General features: G+C 74.9%; 19 protein-coding genes. 14 read left to right on the top strand and 5 right to left on the bottom strand.

Going from position 1 to position 20,733, the window contains the following annotated elements:
* Positions 1 to 123 precede the first annotated feature (123 nt).
* Entirely contained in the window at positions 124 to 2,160 is a 2,037-nt protein-coding gene (locus tag D5H75_RS07165; RefSeq protein ID WP_119925537.1) for an APC family permease, read from the top strand.
* On the top strand, positions 2,157 to 3,383 hold the full coding sequence (locus D5H75_RS07160; RefSeq protein WP_119925536.1) for a class I SAM-dependent RNA methyltransferase: 1,227 nt from the start codon (positions 2,157 to 2,159) through the stop codon (positions 3,381 to 3,383). Before D5H75_RS07165 ends, D5H75_RS07160 begins: the two co-directional genes overlap by 4 nt.
* Positions 3,384 to 3,449: 66 nt before the next feature.
* Here the strand turns inward: D5H75_RS07160 and D5H75_RS07155 are convergent, their stop codons facing one another.
* Positions 3,450 to 4,478: a glycoside hydrolase family 18 protein gene (locus D5H75_RS07155; protein WP_119925535.1), complete on the bottom strand. Its 1,029-nt coding sequence runs from the start codon at positions 4,476 to 4,478 to the stop codon at positions 3,450 to 3,452.
* Between the two features lie 208 nt (positions 4,479 to 4,686).
* On the opposite strand from D5H75_RS07155, the gene D5H75_RS07150 reads away from it, so the two are divergent.
* The 6 genes from D5H75_RS07150 to D5H75_RS07125 all read left to right on the top strand — a co-directional run bounded on the left by D5H75_RS07150 (position 4,687) and on the right by D5H75_RS07125 (position 12,267).
* A complete protein-coding gene (locus D5H75_RS07150) occupies positions 4,687 to 5,616 on the top strand; it encodes an LLM class F420-dependent oxidoreductase (protein WP_119925534.1) in 930 nt (309 codons plus the stop codon).
* 57 nt (positions 5,617 to 5,673) lie between these two features.
* Positions 5,674 to 7,170, top strand: a complete 1,497-nt coding sequence (locus D5H75_RS07145) for a 3' terminal RNA ribose 2'-O-methyltransferase Hen1 (protein ID WP_119925533.1) — start codon at positions 5,674 to 5,676, stop codon at positions 7,168 to 7,170.
* Between the two features lie 163 nt (positions 7,171 to 7,333).
* A complete protein-coding gene (locus tag D5H75_RS07140; protein ID WP_119925939.1) occupies positions 7,334 to 9,982 on the top strand; it encodes a polynucleotide kinase-phosphatase in 2,649 nt (882 codons plus the stop codon).
* 39 nt (positions 9,983 to 10,021) lie between these two features.
* On the top strand, positions 10,022 to 10,648 hold the full coding sequence (locus D5H75_RS07135; RefSeq protein ID WP_119925532.1) for a hypothetical protein: 627 nt from the start codon (positions 10,022 to 10,024) through the stop codon (positions 10,646 to 10,648).
* A 142-nt stretch (positions 10,649 to 10,790) separates the two neighbouring features.
* Positions 10,791 to 11,477 carry a nucleotidyltransferase domain-containing protein gene (locus tag D5H75_RS07130; protein ID WP_242454035.1) on the top strand — a complete coding sequence of 229 codons (687 nt, stop codon included), beginning with the start codon at positions 10,791 to 10,793 and terminating at the stop codon, positions 11,475 to 11,477.
* Positions 11,467 to 12,267: a nucleotidyltransferase domain-containing protein gene (locus D5H75_RS07125; RefSeq protein WP_242454034.1), complete on the top strand. Its 801-nt coding sequence runs from the start codon at positions 11,467 to 11,469 to the stop codon at positions 12,265 to 12,267. Before D5H75_RS07130 ends, D5H75_RS07125 begins: the two co-directional genes overlap by 11 nt.
* On the opposite strand, the gene D5H75_RS07120 is transcribed toward D5H75_RS07125, so the two are convergent.
* Positions 12,254 to 12,697 (bottom strand): lamin tail domain-containing protein, encoded by a 444-nt coding sequence (locus D5H75_RS07120; protein WP_202637906.1) that lies wholly within the window; start codon positions 12,695 to 12,697, stop codon positions 12,254 to 12,256. The genes D5H75_RS07125 and D5H75_RS07120 overlap by 14 nt on opposite strands.
* A gap of 103 nt (positions 12,698 to 12,800) precedes the next feature.
* Between D5H75_RS07120 and mug the strand changes: the two genes are divergently transcribed.
* Positions 12,801 to 13,355, top strand: coding sequence for a G/U mismatch-specific DNA glycosylase (mug, locus tag D5H75_RS07115; RefSeq protein ID WP_119925529.1), 555 nt, complete (start codon positions 12,801 to 12,803; stop codon positions 13,353 to 13,355).
* A 246-nt stretch (positions 13,356 to 13,601) separates the two neighbouring features.
* Entirely contained in the window at positions 13,602 to 15,041 is a 1,440-nt protein-coding gene (locus D5H75_RS07110) for a sugar porter family MFS transporter (RefSeq protein ID WP_119925528.1), read from the top strand.
* 56 nt (positions 15,042 to 15,097) lie between these two features.
* Here D5H75_RS07110 and D5H75_RS41325 read toward each other — a convergent pair whose 3' ends face one another.
* Both D5H75_RS41325 and D5H75_RS07100 read right to left on the bottom strand, forming a co-directional pair.
* The gene (locus D5H75_RS41325) at positions 15,098 to 15,706 is read right to left on the bottom strand and encodes a DUF1707 SHOCT-like domain-containing protein (protein WP_242454033.1); all 609 of its coding nucleotides are present in this window, start codon (positions 15,704 to 15,706) and stop codon (positions 15,098 to 15,100) included.
* The gene (locus D5H75_RS07100; protein ID WP_242454032.1) at positions 15,703 to 16,443 is read right to left on the bottom strand and encodes a PadR family transcriptional regulator; all 741 of its coding nucleotides are present in this window, start codon (positions 16,441 to 16,443) and stop codon (positions 15,703 to 15,705) included. The genes D5H75_RS41325 and D5H75_RS07100 overlap by 4 nt, the downstream gene beginning before the upstream one ends.
* Before the next feature lie 293 nt (positions 16,444 to 16,736).
* On the opposite strand from D5H75_RS07100, the gene D5H75_RS07095 reads away from it, so the two are divergent.
* On the top strand, positions 16,737 to 17,969 hold the full coding sequence (locus tag D5H75_RS07095) for an MFS transporter (protein ID WP_119925526.1): 1,233 nt from the start codon (positions 16,737 to 16,739) through the stop codon (positions 17,967 to 17,969).
* Positions 17,970 to 18,008: 39 nt separating this feature from the next.
* Positions 18,009 to 18,695, top strand: a complete 687-nt coding sequence (locus tag D5H75_RS07090) for a metal-dependent hydrolase (protein ID WP_119925525.1) — start codon at positions 18,009 to 18,011, stop codon at positions 18,693 to 18,695.
* A gap of 57 nt (positions 18,696 to 18,752) precedes the next feature.
* On the opposite strand, the gene D5H75_RS07085 is transcribed toward D5H75_RS07090, so the two are convergent.
* Entirely contained in the window at positions 18,753 to 19,934 is a 1,182-nt protein-coding gene (locus tag D5H75_RS07085; RefSeq protein ID WP_119925524.1) for a M28 family peptidase, read from the bottom strand.
* 278 nt (positions 19,935 to 20,212) lie between these two features.
* Between D5H75_RS07085 and D5H75_RS41320 the strand changes: the two genes are divergently transcribed.
* Entirely contained in the window at positions 20,213 to 20,365 is a 153-nt protein-coding gene (locus D5H75_RS41320) for a hypothetical protein (protein WP_202637905.1), read from the top strand.
* Positions 20,356 to 20,730, top strand: a complete 375-nt coding sequence (locus D5H75_RS07080; RefSeq protein WP_119925523.1) for a hypothetical protein — start codon at positions 20,356 to 20,358, stop codon at positions 20,728 to 20,730. Before D5H75_RS41320 ends, D5H75_RS07080 begins: the two co-directional genes overlap by 10 nt.
* Positions 20,731 to 20,733: the final 3 nt, after the last annotated feature.

Below are 20,733 nucleotides of genomic sequence, written 5' to 3'. Positions count from 1 at the left end.
TTCCCGCGGTGCACCAGCCTGGACGCAACCTTCCAGAGGCTACACCTGTACATGCCCAGTATTCCGCCGGGATGCGAGTGCCGGGGCCCGGGCGGGGGACCGGCACGGCTAGCATCGTCAGACGTGTCGAAGGTCCCGGATCTGGTGAAGCGGCTTTTCATCGGCCGCGCGCTGCGCAGCACGCAGCTCCATGAGCAACTGCTGCCCAAACGCATCGCGCTCCCGGTCTTCGCCAGCGACGCCCTCTCCTCGGTCGCCTACGCCCCGCAGGAGATCCTCGTCATCCTGTCCCTGGCGGGCGCCTCGTTCTACCACTACAGCCCGTGGATCGCGCTCGGCGTCGTGGTCATCATGCTCACCGTCGTGGCGTCGTACCGGCAGAACGTGCACGCCTACCCGAGCGGGGGCGGCGACTACGAGGTCGCCAACACCAACCTGGGCAAGAACGCCGGGCTGACCGTCGCCAGCGCCCTGCTGGTGGACTACGTCCTCACCGTCGCGGTGTCGGTCGCCAACGGCGTGGACTACGTCGGCTCGGCCGTGCCGTTCGTGGCGGCCAACAAGCCGCTCGTGGCCATCGTCATCGTGGTCGTGCTGACCGTGATGAACCTGCGCGGCCTGCGGGAGTCGGGCGCGGCCTTCGCGATCCCGACGTACGCCTTCATGGTCGCGGTCATCGGGATGGTCGTGTGGGGCGTGTTCAAGCTGCTCGTGCTGGGCGACGAGCTGCGCGCGCCCACCGCCGACTACGAGATCCGCGCCGAGCAGACGGACCTGGCCGGGTTCGCGGTGGCCTTCCTGGTGCTGCGCGCCTTCTCCTCCGGCTGCGCCGCGCTGACCGGCGTGGAGGCCATCAGCAACGGCGTGCCGGCGTTCCGCAAGCCCAAGAGCAAGAACGCCGCGACGACGCTGCTGATGATGGGCCTGATCGCGGTCCTGATGTTCTCCGGGATCATCGGCCTGGGCCTGGCCTCCGGCGTGAAGGTGGTCGAGCCGACCCACGCGCCCGAGGACATCCTGAAGGACGGGCAGCCCATCGGGCCCGGGTACCACCAGGACCCGATCATCGCGCAGGTCGCCACGGCGGTCTTCGGCGCCGGCTCGTTCTGGTTCTTCGTGATCGCGGCGGTGACCGCGCTCATCCTCTTCCTGGCCGCCAACACCGCCTTCAACGGCTTCCCCGTGCTCGGGTCGATCCTGGCGCAGGACCGCTACCTGCCGCGCCAGCTCCACACCCGCGGCGACCGGCTGGCGTTCTCCAACGGCATCGTGCTGCTGGCCACCTTCGCCTGCGTGCTGATCTGGGTCTTCCAGGCGGACGTGAGCAAGCTCCTCAACCTGTACATCGTGGGCGTGTTCGTGTCGTTCACGCTCAGCCAGATCGGCATGGTCCGGCACTGGACCCGCCACCTGAGGACCGAGACCGACCCGGCGGCCCGGTTCCAGATGCAGCGCTCGCGCGTCATCAACGCCTTCGGCGGCCTGATGACCGGCATCGTGCTCGTGGTCGTGCTGGTCACCAAGTTCCTGCCGGGCGCGTGGATCGTCTGCATCGCGATGCCGGTGCTGTTCCTGATGATGAAGGCCATCCACCGGCACTACTCGTCCGTCGCCGACGAGCTGGCCGCCGACGAGGGCGCGGTGGACGAGACCATGCTGCCCGCCCGCAACCACACGGTCGTCCTGGTGTCCAAGGTGCACAAGCCCACGCTGCGCGCCCTGGCGTACGCCCGCGCGACCCGGCCCTCCACGCTGGAGGCCATCACCGTCGGCGTGGACAAGGACGAGGCCGCCGAGCTGCAGGCCGAGTGGGACCGCCGGGGCATCCCCGTCCCCCTGAAGATCCTCGACTCCCCCTACCGGGAGATCACCAAGCCGGTGCTCGACTACGTGAAGTCGCTGCGCCGCCGTTCCCCCCGTGACGTGGTCACCGTGTTCATCCCCGAGTACGTGGTGGGACACTGGTGGGAGCATCTGCTGCACAACCAGAGCGCGCTGCGGCTCAAGGGCCGCCTGCTGTTCGTGCCCGGCGTGATGGTCACCAGCGTGCCGTGGCAGCTCCAGTCCTCCGACCGCCTCAAGGGCCGTCCCGGACCGTGGGAGCGCGGGTCCGTGCGCCGTCCCTATCCCGAGAGCCGCGTCGACGAGGTGAGGAAATGATCGAACTGACAGTGGGCCCGGTCGCGCACGGAGGCGTGTGCGTCGCCCGCCACGAGGGCCAGGTCGTCTTCGTGCGGCACGCCCTGCCCGGCGAGCGCGTCATGGCCGAGATCACCGACGAGGGGCAGCGGTTCCTCCGCGCCGACGCCGTGGAGATCCTGGAACGCTCCCCGGACCGCGTCGTGCCGCCCTGCCCGTACGCCGGGCCGGGCCGGTGCGGCGGCTGCGACTGGCAGCACGCCTCGCTCCCGGCGCAGCGCCGCCTCAAGGCCGACGTCATCCGCGAGCAGTTCACCCGCCTGGCGGGGATCACCCCGGAGGTCACGGTCGAGGAGCTGCCCGGCTCGCCGGACGGCCTCGGCTGGCGGACCCGCGTGCAGTTCGCCGTACGGCCGGACGGCGTGCTCGGGCTGCGCCGCCACCGCTCCCACGAGATCGAGCCCGTCGAGTTCTGCCTCATCGCCCACGAGGGCGTGGAGGCGCTGGGCGTGGAGCGGGAGCGCTGGCCGGGCGCGGAGCGCGTCGAGGCCATCGCCGCCGCCGACGACCTGGCCGTGGTGGTGACCCCGAAGGGCCGCCGCTCCGTCGAGGTGCCGCCGCTGGACGCGGACGCCTCGATCCTCGTGGACGAGGGCCGGGGCCGGGTCACGGCCGCCAAGGGCTCCGAGACCCTGCGCGAGCGGGCCGGCGGCCGGGTGTTCGAGGTGACGGGCAGCGGCTTCTGGCAGGTCCACCCCTCGGCGGCGGGCGTCTTCCTGGACACGGTCCTGGCCCTGGGCCGGCCCGGGCCCGGCGAGACCGTCCTCGACCTGTACTGCGGGGCGGGCCTGTTCACCGCGGGGCTGGCCCAGGCGGTGGGCCCCTCGGGCCTGGTCGTCGGCATCGAGTCCGACCCCACGTCGGCCCGGGACGCCCGCCGCAACCTGCGCGACCTCCCCCAGGCCCGGATCGAGCGCGGCAGGGTGGAGCAGCGGCAGGCCATGGACCACGCCGACCTGGTGGTGGTGGACCCGCCCCGGGCCGGCCTCGGCCGCGCGGTGGTCGCCCGGATCGCCGAGCTCACCCCGTCGCGGATCGTCTACGTCTCCTGCGACCCGGCCACCCTGGCCCGCGACGTCGCCTGGCTCGCCGGCCACGGGTACCGCCTGGACGCCCTGCGCGCCTTCGACGCCTTCCCCATGACCCAGCACGTGGAGTGCGTCGCCCTCCTGACCCGGGCCTGACGCGCCGCCGTACACCACCCCCGGAGGGCTCCCGGGCCTCGCGCGGGTCAGGGGGCCTTGTGAGCGTCAGGGGGCCTTGCCGGTGAGCACGGCGAGGGCGCGGGCGGGCGGGCGCGGCCCGCGCAGGGAGATCCAGGGCAGGCCGTGCGAACTCGCGAAGGCCGTCAGCCGCCGCGCCTGGGCCGGGGTGAGGGGCGTGGCCGACACGAGCGTGAGCGCCGTGTGGCGCCACGGCTCGGCCTCGCCGAGCGCCGGCGCGATCCTCGGCCCGGCGGTCCTGGCGGTCCCCGCGAGATCGCCGGGGGAGGGCACCAGCAGGTTCGCCGTCGCCCGCACCCCCGCGTTCCTGGCCTCGCGGAGCACGGCCAGATCGCCCTCGGCCGGGCCGCCGGGCCGGGCGCGCAGCGTGAAGGCGACTCCCAGGGGCTTGCGCGCCGCCTCGCCCTCCCGCTGGAGCAGCGCCAGCGCCCGCCCGCGCCGGCGCGCCACCGCGGGCCCGGAGTCGCGCGCCTCGATCATGACGTGCCGGACGCCGAACCCCGAGATCACCCGGCGGTAGGCGGCGGCCAGCGACTCGGCGTCCGGGCAGCTCTCGGCCAGCTCCCGCCCCTTCGGCCCGCCGAACACCAGCGCGACGTCGCCGCCCATCGCCCGCAGCGCCCCGATCCGGTTGGCGACCGCGTTCCGCCCCGGCTGGACCGTGCCGTTCCAGCGCGGCGCGCACGCCTCCCGCGCCGCCGTGACGTACCCGATCGCGAACCACCTGGCGCCGGTACGGCGGGCCGCCGCCACCAGGTCGTACCGGGGGGAGCGCCGCGAGTCCACGAACGCGACGTAGCCGGTGGGACGGGCGTTGCGCAGGAACTGCGGCGCCTCAGGAGGCGGCCCGGCCGCCGGACCGGCGGCGGGGCCCGCGGCCGGCGAGGCGGGCGGCGGCGTCACGGCGCGCGCGGAGGCGGCCTGGCGCAGCGACGGCGGCGCCCCGGGCAGGACCCACAGGGCCAGCCCGGTGGCCGCCGCGAGCGCGACCGCGGCGGCGAGGATGAGCGGGCGGGGAGGCCCCTCGCCCGTCTCGTCAGGCCGCTCTTCCGGCATCGGCGTCGACTCCTTCGCCCCTGGCACGTCATCCGGCCCCGCGCGGAGGCACCCCGAAGGCCCGGCGCGCGCCGGGCCACCGCGCAAAGCTACCAAGCGCCTACCCCCCGTGAGGGGGAAACCGGGCGATCGCGGCCGGCCGGGAGGGGACACGGGAGGGGACACCTGCCGGGAGGCGGGGCCGCGGGATCGCTCTAGGATGATCCCCATGGAGCTGAGGATCTTCACCGAGCCGCAGCAGGGCGCCACCTACGACACGCTCCTCGCCGTCGCCAGGGCCGCCGAGAGACTCGGTTTCGACGCGTTCTTCCGGTCCGACCACTACCTGCACATGGGGGACGTGACCGGCGCGCCCGGCCCGACCGACGCGTGGATCACGCTGGCCGGGCTCGCCCGCGAGACGGAGACGATCCGCCTGGGCACCCTGGTCACCGCCGCGACGTTCCGGCTGCCCGGCCCGCTGGCGATCAGCGTGGCGCAGGTCGACCGGATGAGCGGCGGGCGGGTCGAGCTGGGGCTCGGCACCGGCTGGTTCGACGCGGAGCACACCGCCTACGGGATCCCGTTCCCGTCGCTGGGCGAGCGGTTCGAGCGGCTGGAAGAGCAACTGGAGATCATCACGGGGCTGTGGGCGACGCCCGAGGGCGAGCGCTTCTCCTACGAGAGCCGCCACTACCGGCTGGCCGACTCCCCGGCGCTGCCCAAGCCCGCGCAGCCCAAGCCGCCCGTCATCATCGGCGGAGCGGGCGTCCGCCGCACGCCCCGGCTGGCGGCGCGGTTCGCCGACGAGTACAACGTGCCGTTCCACCAGGCGGCCGAGACCGGTGAGGCGTACGGCCGGGTGCGCGAGGCGGTGGAGGCCGCGGGCCGCCCCGCCGACTCCATGATCTACTCGGCCGCGCAGGTCGTGTGCGTGGGCAAGGACGAGGCCGAGGTCGCCCGGCGCGCCGGGGCGATCGGCCGGCAGGTCCCCGAGCTGCGCGAGAACGGCCTGGCGGGCACGCCGGCCGAGGTCGTGGACAAGATCGGCCGGTTCGCCGAGCTGGGCGCCACCCGGCTCTACCTCCAGGTGCTCGACCTGTCCGACCTGGACCACCTGGAGCTCATCGCCTCTGAGGTCATGCCCCAGGTCCGCTGACGCCGGGCGGGGAAATGCGGTCGCCGCCCAGAGCGGGCATACGGGACACTGGGCGGCGTGCTTCTGACCATCACCACGACGGCCGTCCCGGCGACCGACCTGGGCTACCTCCTGCACAAGCATCCTGAGAAGGCGCAGGAGTTCGGCCAGGCGTTCGGCACGGCGCACGTGTTCTACCCGGAGGCGTCTGCCGAGCGCTGCACGGCGGCGCTCCTCCTCGACGTGGACCCGGTACGGCTGGCGCGCACGCGCGGGCGGTCCTCGCCGGACTTCTCCCTGGGGCAGTACGTCAACGACCGCCCCTACGCCGCGTCCTCGCTGTTCGCGGTCACCCTGGGGGACGTCTTCCGGACGGCCCGCGCCGGGCGGTGCGCCGCCCGGCCCGAGCTGGCCGCCGCCGAGATCCCGCTGGAGCTGCGCATCCCGGCGCTGCCCTGCCGGGGCGGGCCGGAGCTGGCGCGGCGGCTGTTCGAGCCGCTGGGCTGGTCCGTCGAGGCCGAGGCCGTGCCGCTGGACGAGCGCTTCCCCGGCTGGGGCGAGTCGCGCTACGTCCGGCTCACCCTCACGGGCGTCCGGCGCCTGTCCGACGCGCTCAACCACCTGTACGTGCTGCTCCCCGTCCTCGACGACGCCAAGCACTACTGGGTGGCCGCCGACGAGGTGGACAAGCTCGTGCGCGCCGGGGAGGGCTGGCTCGCCGCCCACCCCGAGCGCTCCCTGATCACCCGCCGCTACCTCGGCCGGCGCGGCTCCCTGACCCGCGCCGCGTTCGCCCGCCTGGCCGAGCTCGGCGACGAGACCGAGGAGACCCTGGAGCCCCCGGTCGAGGAGGACGTCGCCGCCGACGCCGTACGGCGGGGCGGCCCGGACGCCGGGAGCGCGGAGGAGACGGGCGACGCGGCGGGCGCGCCCTCCGGCGAGGACCGCGCCGCGGGCCCGGAGGCGCCCGCGCCGGGCGGGCCGCTGAACGCGCGGCGGCACGCGGCGGTGCTGGACGCGCTGGACGAGCTGGAGGCCGCCAGCGTGATCGACCTCGGGTGCGGCTCGGGCCAACTGCTCCGGGAGCTGCTGGAACGGCCGGCGCTGACCAGGATCGCCGGGACGGACGTGTCCGCGCGGTCGCTGGCGATGGCGGCGCGGCGGCTGCGGCTCGACCGGATGGGGGAGCGGCAGCGGGAGCGGATCACCCTCTTCCAGGGCGCGCTGACCTACACCGACGACCGGTTCGCCGGCTACGACGCGGCGGTGCTCATGGAGGTCGTGGAGCACGTGGACCCGCCGCGCCTGGGCGCGCTGGAGCGGGTCGTGTTCGGGACCGCCCGTCCCGGCGCGGTGATCGTGACGACGCCGAACGCGGAGTACAACGTGCGCTACGAGTGGCTCACGGGCATGCGCCACCCCGACCACCGCTTCGAGTGGACCCGCGCCGAGTTCGCCGCCTGGGCGGAGCGGGTCGCGGCCGAGCACGGCTACCGGCTGGAGTACAGACCGGTCGGCGACGAGGACCCCGAGGTGGGCGCGCCGACCCAGATGGGGGTGTTCAGGCGTGACTGAGATCGTCAGCGGGACCGGCGGCGAGGTCGCCGGCCCGCCCGTCAGCCAGACCGTCAGCCAGACCGTCAGCCAGACCGTCAGCCAGGCCGTAGGCCGGGCCGGGGGCCGGGCCGGGGGTGAGGACGCCCGCGAGGGCGCCCGCGGGAACGCCGGGGAGGGGGTCGTGGTCTCGGTCCCGGAGCTGAGCCTGGTCGTGCTGGTCGGCGTGTCCGGCTCGGGCAAGTCCACGTTCGCCGCCCGGCACTTCCGGCCGAGCCAGGTCATCTCCTCCGACTTCTGCCGCGCCCTCGTCTCCGACGACGAGAACGACCAGGCGGCGACGCCGGACGCGTTCGCGCTGCTCCACCACATCGTGGGGGTGCGGCTGCGGCGCGGCCTGCTCACCGTCGTGGACGCCACCAACGTGCAGCCGCACGCGCGCAAGCAGCTCATCGCGCTGGCCAAGGAGCACCACGTGCTCGCCGACGCGATCGTGATCGACGTGCCGGAGCGGGTCGCCGCCGAGCGCAACGCGTCCAGGACCGACCGCGACTTCGGCCCGCACGTGATCCCCCGGCAGGCCAAGGACCTGCGCAGGTCGCTGCGCGGCATCACCCGCGAGGGGTTCCGCAGGGTCCACCACCTGCGCGGCGTGGAGCAGGTCGAGGCCGCCGTCATGGCGTACGAGAAGGCCTGGTCGGACCGGACGGACCTGACCGGCCCGTTCGACGTCATCGGGGACGTGCACGGCTGCCGCGCCGAGCTGGAGACCCTGCTCGGCGAGCTGGGCTGGGAGATCGCCCGCGACGCCCGGGGGCGCGCCGTCGGCGCGAGCCACCCTGAGGGGCGCACCGCGGTCTTCGTCGGCGACCTGGTGGACCGGGGCCCGGACACCCCGGGCGTGCTGCGGCTGGTCATGGGCATGGTCGCCGCGGGGACCGCGCTGTGCGTGTCCGGGAACCACGAGAGCAAGCTCGCCCGGGCCCTCCAGGGCCGCAAGGTGCGCGTGGCCCACGGCCTGGCCGAGTCGCTGGAGCAGCTCGCCGCCGAGCCCGAGGAGTTCCGGGCCGAGGCGCTGCGGTTCATGGACGGGCTGATCAGCCACTACCGCCTCGACGGCGGCCGGCTCGTCGTCGCGCACGCCGGGCTCAAGGAGGCCTACCACGGCCGCGCGTCCGGCCGGGTGCGCTCGTTCGCGCTGTACGGCGACACGACCGGCGAGACCGACGAGTACGGCCTGCCCGTGCGCTACCCGTGGGCGCGGGAGTACCGGGGCCGGGCCATGGTCGTCTACGGCCACACGCCCGTGCCCGAGGCCGAGTGGGTCAACAACACGATCTGCCTGGACACCGGCGTGGTCTTCGGCGGGAAGCTGACCGCGCTGCGCTACCCGTCGCGCGAGATCGTCTCGGTCCCGGCCGAGCGCGAGTGGTACGCCCCGGCGCGCCCGCTGGGCACGGCGGTGTCCGGGGGCCGCGACCCGGGCCTGCTCGACATCGGCGACGTCCAGGGCACCCGCTACGTGGACACCCGCTTCGGCGGGCGGATCAAGGTGCACGAGGACAACGCGGCCGCCGCGCTGGAGATCATGAGCCGGTTCGCGGCCGACCCGCGCTGGCTGGTCTACCTGCCGCCGACCATGTCCCCGCCGGAGACGTCCGCGCTCGACGGGCTGCTGGAGCACCCGGCCGAGGCGTTCGCGGCGTACGCCGCCGAGGGCGTGACCGAGGTCGTGTGCGAGGAGAAGCACATGGGCTCGCGGGCGGTGGCGGTGCTGTGCCGCACGCCGGAGGCCGCCGCGCGCCGCTTCGGCGTGGAGGACGGCACGACCGGCCTCGTCCACACCCGCACCGGCCGCCCCTTCTTCGCCGACCCCGCGCTCGGCGAGGAGCTGGTGGCGCGGCTGCGGCGGGCGGTCACGGCCGCGGGGCTGTGGGAGGAGCTGGGCACCGACTGGCTGGTGCTGGACGCCGAGCTGCTGCCCTGGTCCGCCAAGGCCACCCGGCTCATCCAGGACCAGTACGCCTCGGTCGGGGCCGCGGCGGGGGCGGCGCTGCCCGCCGCCGAGGCCGCCCTGCGCGCCGCCGCCGCGCGCGGGCTGGACGTGTCCGCGCTCCTGGAGAGGACCACGCGGCGCGCCGCCAACGCGGCCCGGTTCCGGGAGGCGTACGGCCGGTACTGCTGGCCGGTGTCGGGCCTGGACGGGGTACGGCTGGCGCCGTTCCAGATCCTGGCCTGCGAGGGCCGGACCCCCGCCGCGACCGAGCCGCACACCTGGCACCTGGACCTGCTGGACCGCCTCGTCGCCGCGGGCGAGGGCCTGGTCGCGCCCACCCGCCGTGTCTTCGCCGACCTGACCGACGACGCCTCGGCCCGGGCCGCGATCGACTGGTGGACCTCGCTCACCGCCGAGGGCGGCGAGGGCATGGTGGTCAAGCCGGTCGCCGGCCTGACCTTCCGGCCCCCCGCGCCCGCCGCGCAGGCCGTACGGCCCGCGGAGGGCACGGACGGCGGCGCGGGCGAGGAGGGGGCCGTGCCCGCCGCCCGGGCCGGGGACGGGCGGTCCCCGGGGCGGCTGGTGCAGCCGGGGATCAAGGTGCGGGGACGGGAGTACCTGCGGATCATCTACGGGCCCGACTACACCGAGCCGGAGCGGCTCGACCGGCTGCGGCAGCGGTTCCTGGGGCGCAAGCGTTCGCTGGCGCTGCGGGAGTACGCGCTGGGGCTGGAGGCGCTGGCCCGGCTCGCGGACGGGGAGCCGGCCTGGCGCGTGCACGAGCCGGTGTTCGCGGTGCTGGCGCTGGAATCCGAGCCGGTCGATCCGCGACTATGATCTCCTGACCCGTCTGCCCCGAAGGTCCGGAGCATCCCCATGTGGCCTCCCTCCGATCCGCAGAGCGACGTCCCGGAGCCGCCCCCGGCCCCGCCGCCGGTGGAGAGCCGCCGCGGCCGCGCGTTCTGGCTGGCCGGAGGGCTGGCCGCGCTCATCGTCACGCTGGCCGGCGCGGCCGTGGCCGCCTCCGCCCTGCGCGCGCCGGCGGCCCCGGACGCGGCGGCCCGGCGTACCGTCACCTCGCCCGACGGGACGGCGCGCGTCACCGTGCCCGCCCACTGGGCCCCGATGCGTCTCAACGACGCCGCCGGGATCCAGGTCGGCGACGCGGAGGCGCAGGTCTACCTCACGGTCATCACCGAACCCCGCCGCGACCCGGCCGAACCGGTGGAGGCCGTCGCGGCCCGCGCCGTGGCCGCCGTGCGCGCCCGGGCGGCGGGCTCCCGCGCCCTCCAGCCCGAGTCGCTCACGATCGGCGGACACCCCGCCGTGCGCCAGGAGATCCGCGGCACCGTCAACGGCCTCGCCCTGACCTACTGGCACACCACCGTCGCCACCCGGTCCCGCTGGCACCAGATCATCACCTGGACGCTCGCCGACCGCGCCCCCCGCCACGCCGACCCCCTCCGCCAGATCACCACCACCTTCCGCGACCCCGCGCCCTGACCGTCCCCCCGGTCATGATCATGTGATTTCACGCACACCCTCCGCCGGAAACGCGTGATCACGGGGAGGCCGGGCGCCGGGCGTACGGCTCGCGCGGGGAAAACGGGTTGGGGGCCGGGGGCGGATTGGGCAGGGTTGGGGGGTGGAAGGACTCGGGGAGACGCTGGTGCGGCGGCACACGATCCTGTCCGTCGTGTCGGGGTCGCGGGCCTACGGGCTGGACGTGGCCGGCAGCGACACCGACCGGCGGGGGGTGTTCGCGGCACCGACCGCGTTGTACTGGCGCTTCGACAAGCCGCCCACGCACGCGGACGGGCCCCGGGAGGAGGAGTTCTCCTGGGAGGTCGAGCGGTTCTGCGAGCTGGCGCTGGGCGCGAACCCGACGGTGCTGGAGTGCCTGTGGTCGCCGATCGTGGAGAAGATCACGCCGGACGGCGAGGAACTGCTGGCGATCCGGGACGCCTTCGTCTCGCGGCACGCCCACCGCACCTTCCTGGCCTACGCCGAGGCCCAGTTCCGGCGGCTGCGCGGCTTCACCTCCGCGCGCGACCGCAAGCACGCGATGCACCTGCTGCGGCTGCTGCTCAGCGGCACGCACCTGCTGGAGCACGGCGAGCCGCTGGTGCGCGTGGGGGAGCACCGCGACCGGCTGAACGCCGTGCGGCACGGCGAGACGCCCTGGGAGGAGGTCCTGGCCTGGCGCGCGGAGCTGACCGCCGGCCTCGACCGGCGCCTGGCCGGCTCGCCGCTGCCCGAGGAGCCCGACCGCGACCGGGTCGAGCGTTTCCTGATCGCCCTGCGCAGGAGGAGGGTGGACGTTGAACTCTGAGCGCCCCGAGCCGCGCCCCGGCGGGGGCGCGGGCCCGCTCGGCGGGCTGCCCGGCTGGCTCCCCGAGGCCGCGGCCGCGCAGCCGTACCCGCTGGTGTTCGCCACGGTGAGCGGCGCGCACCTGTACGGGTTCCCGTCGGAGGACTCCGACGTGGACCTGCGCGGCGTGCACGTGCTGCCGCCGGAGGAGGTCGCCGGGCTGCGCCAGGGGCCCGGGACGCTGAGCCGCGTGTGGGACCGGGAGGGGGTCGAGGTCGACCTCGTCACCCACGACCTGGCGAAGTTCTGCGGGCTGCTGCTGCGCCGCAACGGATACGTCCTGGAGCAGCTTCTCTCGCCGCTGGTGGTGGCCACCTCGCCGGCGCACGCGGAGCTGGCCGCGCTCGCGCCCGCCTGCCTGACCCGGCACCACGCCCACCACTACCTGGGCTTCGCGCGCACCCAGTGGCGCCTCTTCGAGCGGAGCGGGGAGCTGAAGCCGCTGCTCTACACGTTCCGGGTGCTGCTGACCGGCGTCCACCTGATGCGCACCGGCGAGGTGGTGGCCGACCTGCGCGAGCTGCTGCCGTACGGCCCGCCGTACCTCGCGGAGCTGATCGAGGCCAAGCGGGCGGCCGAGCACGGGGCCGCGCCGGTCGGGGCCGAGGCGGTGAGCGGGGACGTCGCCGCGCTCACCGCCCGGCTCGAACGCGAGCGGGACGCCTCGGCGCTGCCCGAGCGGGCGAGCGCCGAGGACGCGCTGCACGACCTGGTCGTGCGGACCCGCCTGGGCGGGCTCACCGGCAGTTGACGTAGCCCGGCTTGAGCCGCTTCCAGCCGCAGGTGTCGGCGGTCTTGCCCTTGTTCGTGCGCAGCGTGGCCGTGTCGCCGTCGTTGTTCCAGACGTGCTGCTTGCGGCCCCAGTAGACCTTCGTGGCGGAGTTCCGGCCGACGCCGCTGGAGACGACGAGGGACTTGCCGGGCTTGAGGGTGATCTTCCCGAACTTGTAGGTGAAACCGGTCTCGTCGCGCAGGGTCCAGTTCGTGAGGGTCACCGGCTTCTTGCTGACGTTCTTGACGGTGACGTACTCGCCGGCGGTGTTCTTCGAGCTGTCCTTGCCCGGCGAGTCGTACTGGATGCGCGTGAACTGCACGGGCGACGGGGCGGCCAGCGCAGGCTGGGCGGCGAGCATCGGCGCCGCCAGCAGTCCGGCGGCGACGAGAATCCGGGTAACGCGCATGTATGACTCCAATCCGTAAAACAAATCACGAGATGGACGCGCGGACCATATCGGGCGCAGGGTACGTTCCAAGCAGTAGTTATTGATTCGTATTCTTCGGTGTGTGAAGCGCGAACAGCTCGAAGCCGCACGTGACCGCGTATTGCTGGATGTGATCAGGCCGGGGCTGGACATCCTGTTCTGCGGTATCAATCCCGGACTCGTCTCCGCCCTGACCGGGCACCACTTCGCCCGGCCGGGCAACCGGTTCTGGCCCGCCCTGCACCAGGCCGGCATCACCCCGCGCCAGCTCGCCCCCGCCGAGCAGGACGAACTCCTCGAATACGGCTGCGGCGTCACCAACCTCGTGCCCCGCGCCACCGCCCGGGCCGACGAGCTGACCCGGGAGGAACTGCGCGCCGGAGGCGAGCGCCTGACCCGGCTGGCCGCCGAATACCGGCCCAAGGTCGTCGCCGTCGTGGGCGTCACGGCCTACCGCACCGCGTTCGACCGCCGCAAGGCCATGATCGGCCCGCAGGAGGAGCGCGTCGCCGACTCCCTGATCTGGGTCCTGCCGAACCCCAGCGGCCTGAACGCCTCCTGGCCCGTCGGCCGCATCGCCGCCGAGATCCGCCGCATGCGCGCCGCCCTCTTCCCCGCCCCGCCCCTCTCCGCCTGACCGGCCGCACGGCCCGGGCCCGGGTTCCGCCCCGCGCTCTCGGCCCGCCTGAGCCCCGCCCCCTCTGAGCCCCGCCCCCTCTGAGCCCCGGTCCCGCCCGAGCCCCCTGTCCCGCCTGGGCACGTCCCGCCTGATCGCGGCCGCCCGCGCCCCGCCGTACGGCATGGCCTGCGTGCACGCCGTGATCGGGAATGACGCGCGCGTGACCGGGTAGACGGGCCAGCACGGACGCAGAAGGGGGACGTTGTGGCGACACCCGCGAACACCGCGCAGCCCGCGCACGGCCACACGGCCGCGATCCTCGTCGCGAGCGCGGCGGCGCTCGGCGGGTTCATGTTCGGCTACGACACCGCCGTCATCAACGGGACGGTCGGCGCGCTCGGCTCGGAGTTCCGCATCAGCTCGGTCGCGCTGGGCTTCGTGGTCTCCTCGGCGCTGCTCGGCTGCGCGGTCGGGGCCTGGTTCGCCGGGCCGCTGGCCGACAAGTTCGGGCGCGTGCGGGTGATGCTCATCGCCGCGGCCCTGTTCGTGGTCAGCGCGATCGGGTCGGCGCTGGCCTTCAGCGCGATCGACCTGACCGTCTGGCGCGTGCTGGGCGGTCTCGCGGTGGGCGCGGCCTCGGTGATCGCCCCGGCGTACATCGCCGAGATCGCCCCGGCGGAGCTGCGCGGCCGGCTGGGGTCGCTCCAGCAGCTCGCCATCGTGATCGGCATCTTCGTGGCCCTGCTGGTGGACTACCTGATCGCCGCGGCCTCGGGCGGCGCGGCCGAGCCCGCGCCCTGGGGAGGCACGGCCTGGCGATGGATGTTCGCCAGCGCGGCGATCCCGGCGGCGCTGTGGGGGTTCATCGCGCTCCAGATCCCCGAGTCGCCGCGCTACCTCGTGGCCCGGCACGAGGAGAACAAGGCCCGCCAGGTGCTGCGCCGCTTCGTCGGCGGCGACGTGGACCTGCGGGTGCGCGAGATCGCCCGCTCCCTGCGCAGCGAGCGCCCGGTGCGGCTGAGCGACCTGCGCGGCCCCCGCCTCGGGCTGCGGCCGATCGTCTGGGTCGGCATCCTCTTGAGCGTCTTCCAGCAGTTCGTCGGGATCAACGTCATCTTCTACTACTCGTCCACCCTGTGGCAGGCCGTCGGGTTCACCGAGAAGGACTCGCTGGTCATCACGGTGATCACATCGGTCACCAACATCGTGACGACGCTCGTGGCCATCGCCCTCGTGGACCGCATCGGGCGCAAGCCGCTGCTGCTGGCCGGCGCGGCGGGCATGGTGATCTCGCTGGGGGTGCTCGCGTACGTCTTCGCGACGGCGCCGCTCCAGGGCAATCCGCCCGAGCCGGTGCTCGGGGACGTCCAGGGCCCGATCGCGCTCATCGCCGCCAACGTCTTCGTCTTCGCCTTCGGCGCGAGCTGGGGTCCGGTCGTGTGGGTGCTGCTCGGCGAGATGTTCTCCAACCGCATCCGCGCCTCCGCGCTGGCCGTCGCGGCCGCCGCCCAGTGGATCGCGAACTGGCTGGTCAGCACCACCTTCCCGGAGCTGGCCGACATCGGCCTCGGCGTCGCCTACGGCCTGTACACCGCGTTCTCGGCGCTGGCGTTCGTCTTCGTGCTCAAGGCCGTGCCCGAGACCAAGGGCCGCGAGCTGGAGGACATGGAGAACCTGACCACCGGGCGCGGGCGGAGCGAGTGACCGGCGCCCCGCCGGGGTCTCCAGGGGGAGGCCCCGGCGGAGCGGCCGGGCGCGGGTCAGCCGTGGTGATGTCCGTGGTGGTGCCCCTGGTGCCCGTGGTGCCGGCGGTGGGCGTGGCGGAACAGGCCGGCGACGGCGAGGATGATCGCGGCGAAGATCACGATCTTCAGGCCGGTGACGATGCCGCCCGCGACCAGGCCGATGAAGAACAGGACCCCGAGGATAGCCGCCGGGGGAGGCGGAGATCCTCGGCGCCGCCGGCGGGCCATCCGGGCCTGGTGGCGGGCGATCCTGGCCTGGCGGTGGGCCTCGTGCCGGGCCCAGGCGACCTGGCTCGCCGCCAGCTTGCGGGCGTGCGCGTCCCAGCCCCACGTCCCGGGCAGGTGCTCCGGCCCGGGGTCACCGGTGCCGGGCAGGTCGGCGGTGACCGCGCGCAGGTCGCCGGCGGTCTTGGCGTTCAGCGCGGCGTCGAGGCGCTCGTCGAGCTCCTCGCGCGTAAGGCGGCCGGCGGCGAAGTGCTCGTGCAGCGCCTCGGTCGTCCGGTCGCGTTCGGCGTCCCCGATCCGGAGGCGGTCCGCGGCCTCGTCGCGGGCCCGCGGCCCGGCCAGGAGCAGCTCCATGGCCTGGTCGCGGAGCCCGTGCCAGTAACGGGGGTCGCTGTTCATGACTCGTCGTCGTCCGCGCCGGAGTCGCCCTCGGCGAGGATCTGGTAGAGCTTGCGCCGGGTCTCGTCGAGCACCTGCTTGGCCTGCGTCACCTGGGACTCGGTGCCGCTGTGCGCGACCTGCACCGCCGCCGACCCGGCCTGGGCCATCAGGCGGAACAGCTCGGGCATCGGCCCGAAGTCGCCCTGCGGGCGCATGGCCTCCCACGGCTCGCGCACCTCGTCGGGGTGCTCCTCGACGTAGCGGCGGCCGGCCTCGCTGAGCTGGAACGTGCGCCGTCCCTCGCTCTCCTCGGCGGTCACGAGACCCTCGTCGGCGAGCTGCTGCAGCGCCGGGTAGACCGCGCCCGGGCTGGGCCGCCACATCCCCTCGCTGCGCTCGGCGATCTCCTGGATGATCTGGTAGCCGTTGCGCGGCTGCTCGGCGAGCAGCGCCAGGATCGCGGCCCGCACGTCGCCGCGCTTGGCCTTGCGCCCCCGGCCGTACCCCTTGGGCCCGAACGGGCCGCCGAAGCCCCCGCCGAACGGCCCGCCGAAGCCGAACCCCATGTCCCAGGGGTTGTGCCCGCGTCCCCGGCCGCGCCCGCGCCATTCCTCGCGGTCGTCGGGCCGGTGCGCGCGCTGGTGGTGCGCGCGCGCCCCCGCGCTCGCCTTGACCGCCATCTTGATCTCCCGGGCGAACCGCCGCATCTCCTCGGGATCGAATCCCCACGGCCCGTAAGCGGCGTGCGAACTCATCCGCTCCCCCTTCCGTCGATCGCTCGTCGAACGATCTTCGACTGTTCTCGATGCTTCAAAGATATATCGCGATAGTCGTTAGAACAACCCCCGGAACAGTCTCCTCGGTGATCCTTCGCGGCTCCCGCCCCGGGGCCTCACCCGTCCCGGGCCCCCGTCTCGCCGCGCCTGCAGGGGGAACGTCCCCGCCGCGGCCCCGGTTCCGGTACGGCTCTCGCCGGGCGGGGGCCGGCGCGCGAGCTGTCGCCGTACCGTAACCATCAAAACCGGATAGATGGTGGCATGATCGGTGCATGGCGACGACATCGACGGGGACGGAGAGCGGGACCGGGCGGGACAACACCGCCGTGCTCGTGGGCTTCACGGCGGTGGCCAACCTCGCCGACGGGGCGGCGAAGGTGGTGCTGCCGCTGCTCGCCGTGGACCTCACCCGGTCCCCGGCGCTCGTGGCCGGGGTGGGGCTCACGCTGACGCTGCCGTGGCTGCTGACCGCGCTGCACGTCGGGGTCCTGGTGGACCGCCTCGACCGGCGGCGGCTGGCGATGGCCGGGGACGTCGTGCGGCTCGCCGCGGTCGGGGCGCTCCTCGGCGCGGCGGCGGGCGGGGTCCTCTCGCTGCCGCTGGTGTACGCCGCCGGGCTGGCGATCGGGGTGGGCGAGGTGGTCACGCTGACCGCGCTGTCGGCGCTGGTGCCGGCCGCCGTGCCCCGGCGGCGGCTGGAGCGCGTGAACGCGTGGGTGGCCGGGGCCGAGACGGTCGCGCTGGAGTTCGCCGGGCCCGCGGTCGGCGGGCTCCTCCTGGGGCTGGGCGCGCTGACGGCGCTCGGCGCGACCGGGGCCGCCTTCGCCGTCGGGGTCGTGCTGCTGCTGTTCCTGCGCGGGCGGTTCCGGCCCGAGCCCCGGCCCCGGGCGCCGGTCCGCGCCGAGATCCGCGAGGGGCTGCGCCACCTGTGGTCGCACCGGCTCCTGCGCACCATGACGCTGACCATCTCGGTCCTCGCGGCCTGCTGGAGCGCCTGGCTCGCCCTCCTCCCCACGTACGCCACCCATGACCTGCGGCTGGACGAGAGCGGGTACGGGCTCCTGATCGGGGCCATCGGGCTGGGCGGGCTCGCCGGGGCGGTGCTGGCCGGGCCGGTCAACCGGCTGCTCGGCCGCCGCTGGGCGCTCTTCGCCGACCTCGCGGGGACGTTCCTGATGATGGCGCTGCCCGCCGTGACCGGGAACGCGTGGGCGGTCGGCGCGGCGGCGTTCCTGGGCGGGATGGGCGGCACCCTGTGGACGGTGAACGCGCGGACGATCTCCGCCTCGATCGTGCCCGGGGAGCTGTACGGCCGGTACAGCGCGGCGTCGCGGCTGCTCGGGTGGGGGACGCTGCCGGTGGGCGCCGCCGTCGCGGGCGGCGTGGCGCAACTGGCGGGGGAGCGGGCGGCGTTCGCGGTGTTCGCGGGGGCCGTGGTGCTGATGGTGGCGCCTTTCCTGCGGTCCGTCACGCGGGAGGCCCTGCGGGAGACCGGGATGCCTTAGAGTCCCTTTTGTGATCTTGAGTAGCGGGGGTGCCCGCCGATGATGGGGCACACGCACACCCTCACCGGGGCCGTCGCCTGGCTGGGCGCGACCCCGCTCCTGGCCGCCGCCGGCTTCCCGCTCGGCCCGGCCGAGGTGGTCGCGGGCGGGCTGATCTGCGCGGGCGCGGCCATGCTGCCCGACCTCGACCACCCGAGCGCCACGATCGCGCAGACGTACGGACCGGTCACCTGGGTGCTCAGCCGCGTGGTGAACTGGGCCAGCGGCGGGCACCGCAAGGCCACCCACTCGCTGCTGTTCGCGGCCGCCGCCGGGATCGGGGCGCAGGCGCTCGCCGACCGCACCGAGCTCGGGCGGAACATCCTGATCTTCCTCATGATCGGCCTGGCCCTGCGGGGGCTGGGGGTCGGCATCCCGCGCAAGCGCATCGCCTCGGCCTTCGTCAACGCCGGGCTCACCCTGGGCACGATGGCGGCGCTGGCCACGTTCGACCTCCGCTACGACTGGCTCGGCGCGGCCATCGCCCTCGGCTGCCTGGCGCACATCGCGGGGGACTGCTTCACCGAGAAGGGCTGCCCGATCTTCTGGCCGGTCAAGACGCGCTTCGCGCTGCCGTTCGGCCTGGGCATCGACACCGGGGGCAAGATCGAGATGCGGCTGCTCACGCCCCTCTTCACGGTCGCCGCCGCCGGGCTGCTGGTCTTCCGGCTGGTCCCGCTCACGTAGCCGCCGGTCCCACTCACGTAGCCGCCGGTCCGGCTCGCGCGGGCGCGCCCGGGCAGGTCAGCGGGGCGCGGCGGCCAGGGCCCTGGCGACGGCCTCGGCCAGCACGGCCGCGTCGGCGACGCACTCGTAGTCCACGTGCTCGGGCCGGTCCGAGTGCCGGTGGTAGTGGGGGAGCAGCTTCAGGCCGTCCACCGACACGAGCGTGGACGTGGGGTACCCGTGCCGGTTCGGCACCACCCCGTCGGTGGAGTTCCGCGAGCTCAGCCCGCGCATGACCGCGATCCCCTGCTCGGCCGCGCAGCGCGCCACCAGCTCGTTCAGGTCCCGGTCGTACGGCTCGAGCCGGATCGGGCCCTCGGCCTCCAGCAGCACGAGGCGGCCCGACCCGACCGTGTCCAGGTTCAGGAAGAACGTGCTCTTCCGGTCCAGCTCCGGGAAGTGCCGCGCCGCGAACCCGCGCACGCCCTCCTGGAGCGCCTCCTCCGCCCCCGCCGAGAACAGGATCACCCGGAGCCCCGGCACGGGCCGCTCGCGCAGCGCCGCCGCCAGCGCCACCAGGACGGCCACCGCCGACAGGTTGTCGTTGGCCCCCGGCACCGCCCGCCGCGCCGCGATGTCGGCGAACGCGGCCGTGGCCAGCGCGCTCACCATCACGCCCGCGAGCCGGGGACGCCGCAGGCCGAGCGCGCCGCCCGCGGCGACCAGGGCCGGGCCCGCCACCACCGGCCACCACATCGGGGGGTTCTGCGTGATCCGCTCCACCACGCCGGGGTACCGGCTCGCGAACCAGCGCTCGGCCGTGTGGTCGAACACCACCCCGGTCGGCGCGGCGTCGTGGTGCGCCATCACCACCAGCGTCCGCTCCGCCGCCGGGTCGCCGGCCTCGCCCACGACGTTGTACGCCGACCGGGCCCGCGCGGTGATCCGCCGCGTCCAGCGCCGGCCGTATGAGATCTCGTCCACGATCCCGGCGGCGGCGATCGTCCCGCCGATCGCGGCGGCCAGGCGCCCGCGCGTCCCGCAGAACGCCGCCAGCGCGGTGAGCAGGCCGATCGGCCGGGCGTACGAGGCGTAGGCGGCCTCCTCCTCGACCGCGGCCCGCGCGCCCAGCTCACGCAGCCGCAGCGCGATCCACTGCGCCGCCTCCCGCTCCCCGGCCGAGGTGGGCAGCCGCTCCAGCGAGGCGAGCCGCTCGACGACGGCCCGCAATTGCGAAATGTCCGGACGTGGAAGCCGCATGCGGATCACTTTCCCACCAAGCGCCCGCTGGGTCTACCGCTCAGTAACATCCCCCGCCCCGCAGCCCCCCGGCAACGCGGGCGGCGTACGCCGGGGGGCCCGGGCGGCGTACGCCGGGGGCCCAGGCGGGGGGGCGGACCGGTGCGGGCGGGGCCGTTCCCCGCGCGGGAGGCCGGCGGGACGGATGAGGTGAGACCGGGGGAAAGGATCACGTCTCGCGCGCGAACCGCCCCCCGCCGGGCCCGGTCCAACGGGGCGAGGGGACCGGAGGAGGAGCGATGGCACGGCGGAGAACACTGATCCTGGCGGGCGGGGGAGCGGCGGCGCTCGCGGCGGGGGCGGCGATCACGGCGCCCGGCGGGGACGGCGCCCGGAACCCGGCGGCCCACGCCACGGCGCGCGCCTGTGGGGCGGGCGCGGCGTGGGGCTGACCCGCGACGGCGTCCCGGCGTGCGGGACGCTACCGAAGGCCCCGCGCGTGGTCACCTACGACCAGGGCACCGGCCGGGCCGTGCGGGACGTGCGGCCGCGCCTGCCGCGCGGGTTCCGGCTGAGCGGGGACGAGTGGCTGGGCGGGGGGCGGCTGCTCGTCGTGGGCGAGGTGGGCGGCACCGCGCGGGCGTTCGCGGTGGACGCGCGCAGCGGCGCGGCGCGTCCCGTCCCCCCGACCCGGCGGGAACCCCAGGGGCCCCCGGAGCCGGCCGGCCTGCTCGGCGAGATGATCCCGCCGGGCGAGCCCCCGGGCGACTTCCCCGGCGTGACGGCCTCCGGCTGCCTGCGCCCGCACCCCGGCTGAGCG

Source organism: Bailinhaonella thermotolerans (assembly GCF_003594875.1).
In the GTDB taxonomy this organism is placed as follows: Bacteria; Actinomycetota; Actinomycetes; order Streptosporangiales; family Streptosporangiaceae; genus Bailinhaonella; species Bailinhaonella thermotolerans.
The sequence above is the reverse complement of the archived record's forward strand: the minus strand, read 5'-3'. Positions and strand labels throughout refer to the sequence as shown.

What these genes read in the sequence shown, in the direction of transcription:
- D5H75_RS07160 (WP_119925536.1), top strand. Translation starts at nt 2,157, where the DNA reads ATGATCGAACTGACAGTGGGCCCGGTCGCGCACGGAGGCGTGTGCGTC.
- D5H75_RS07155 (WP_119925535.1), bottom strand. Translation starts at nt 4,478, where the DNA reads ATGCCGGAAGAGCGGCCTGACGAGACGGGCGAGGGGCCTCCCCGCCCG.
- D5H75_RS07150 (WP_119925534.1), top strand. Translation starts at nt 4,687, where the DNA reads ATGGAGCTGAGGATCTTCACCGAGCCGCAGCAGGGCGCCACCTACGAC.
- D5H75_RS07135 (WP_119925532.1), top strand. Translation starts at nt 10,022, where the DNA reads ATGTGGCCTCCCTCCGATCCGCAGAGCGACGTCCCGGAGCCGCCCCCG.
- D5H75_RS07120 (WP_202637906.1), bottom strand. Translation starts at nt 12,697, where the DNA reads ATGCGCGTTACCCGGATTCTCGTCGCCGCCGGACTGCTGGCGGCGCCG.
- D5H75_RS41325 (WP_242454033.1), bottom strand. Translation starts at nt 15,706, where the DNA reads ATGAACAGCGACCCCCGTTACTGGCACGGGCTCCGCGACCAGGCCATG.
- D5H75_RS07100 (WP_242454032.1), bottom strand. Translation starts at nt 16,443, where the DNA reads ATGAGTTCGCACGCCGCTTACGGGCCGTGGGGATTCGATCCCGAGGAG.
- D5H75_RS07095 (WP_119925526.1), top strand. Translation starts at nt 16,737, where the DNA reads ATGGCGACGACATCGACGGGGACGGAGAGCGGGACCGGGCGGGACAAC.
- D5H75_RS07090 (WP_119925525.1), top strand. Translation starts at nt 18,009, where the DNA reads ATGATGGGGCACACGCACACCCTCACCGGGGCCGTCGCCTGGCTGGGC.
- D5H75_RS07085 (WP_119925524.1), bottom strand. Translation starts at nt 19,934, where the DNA reads ATGCGGCTTCCACGTCCGGACATTTCGCAATTGCGGGCCGTCGTCGAG.
- D5H75_RS41320 (WP_202637905.1), top strand. Translation starts at nt 20,213, where the DNA reads ATGGCACGGCGGAGAACACTGATCCTGGCGGGCGGGGGAGCGGCGGCG.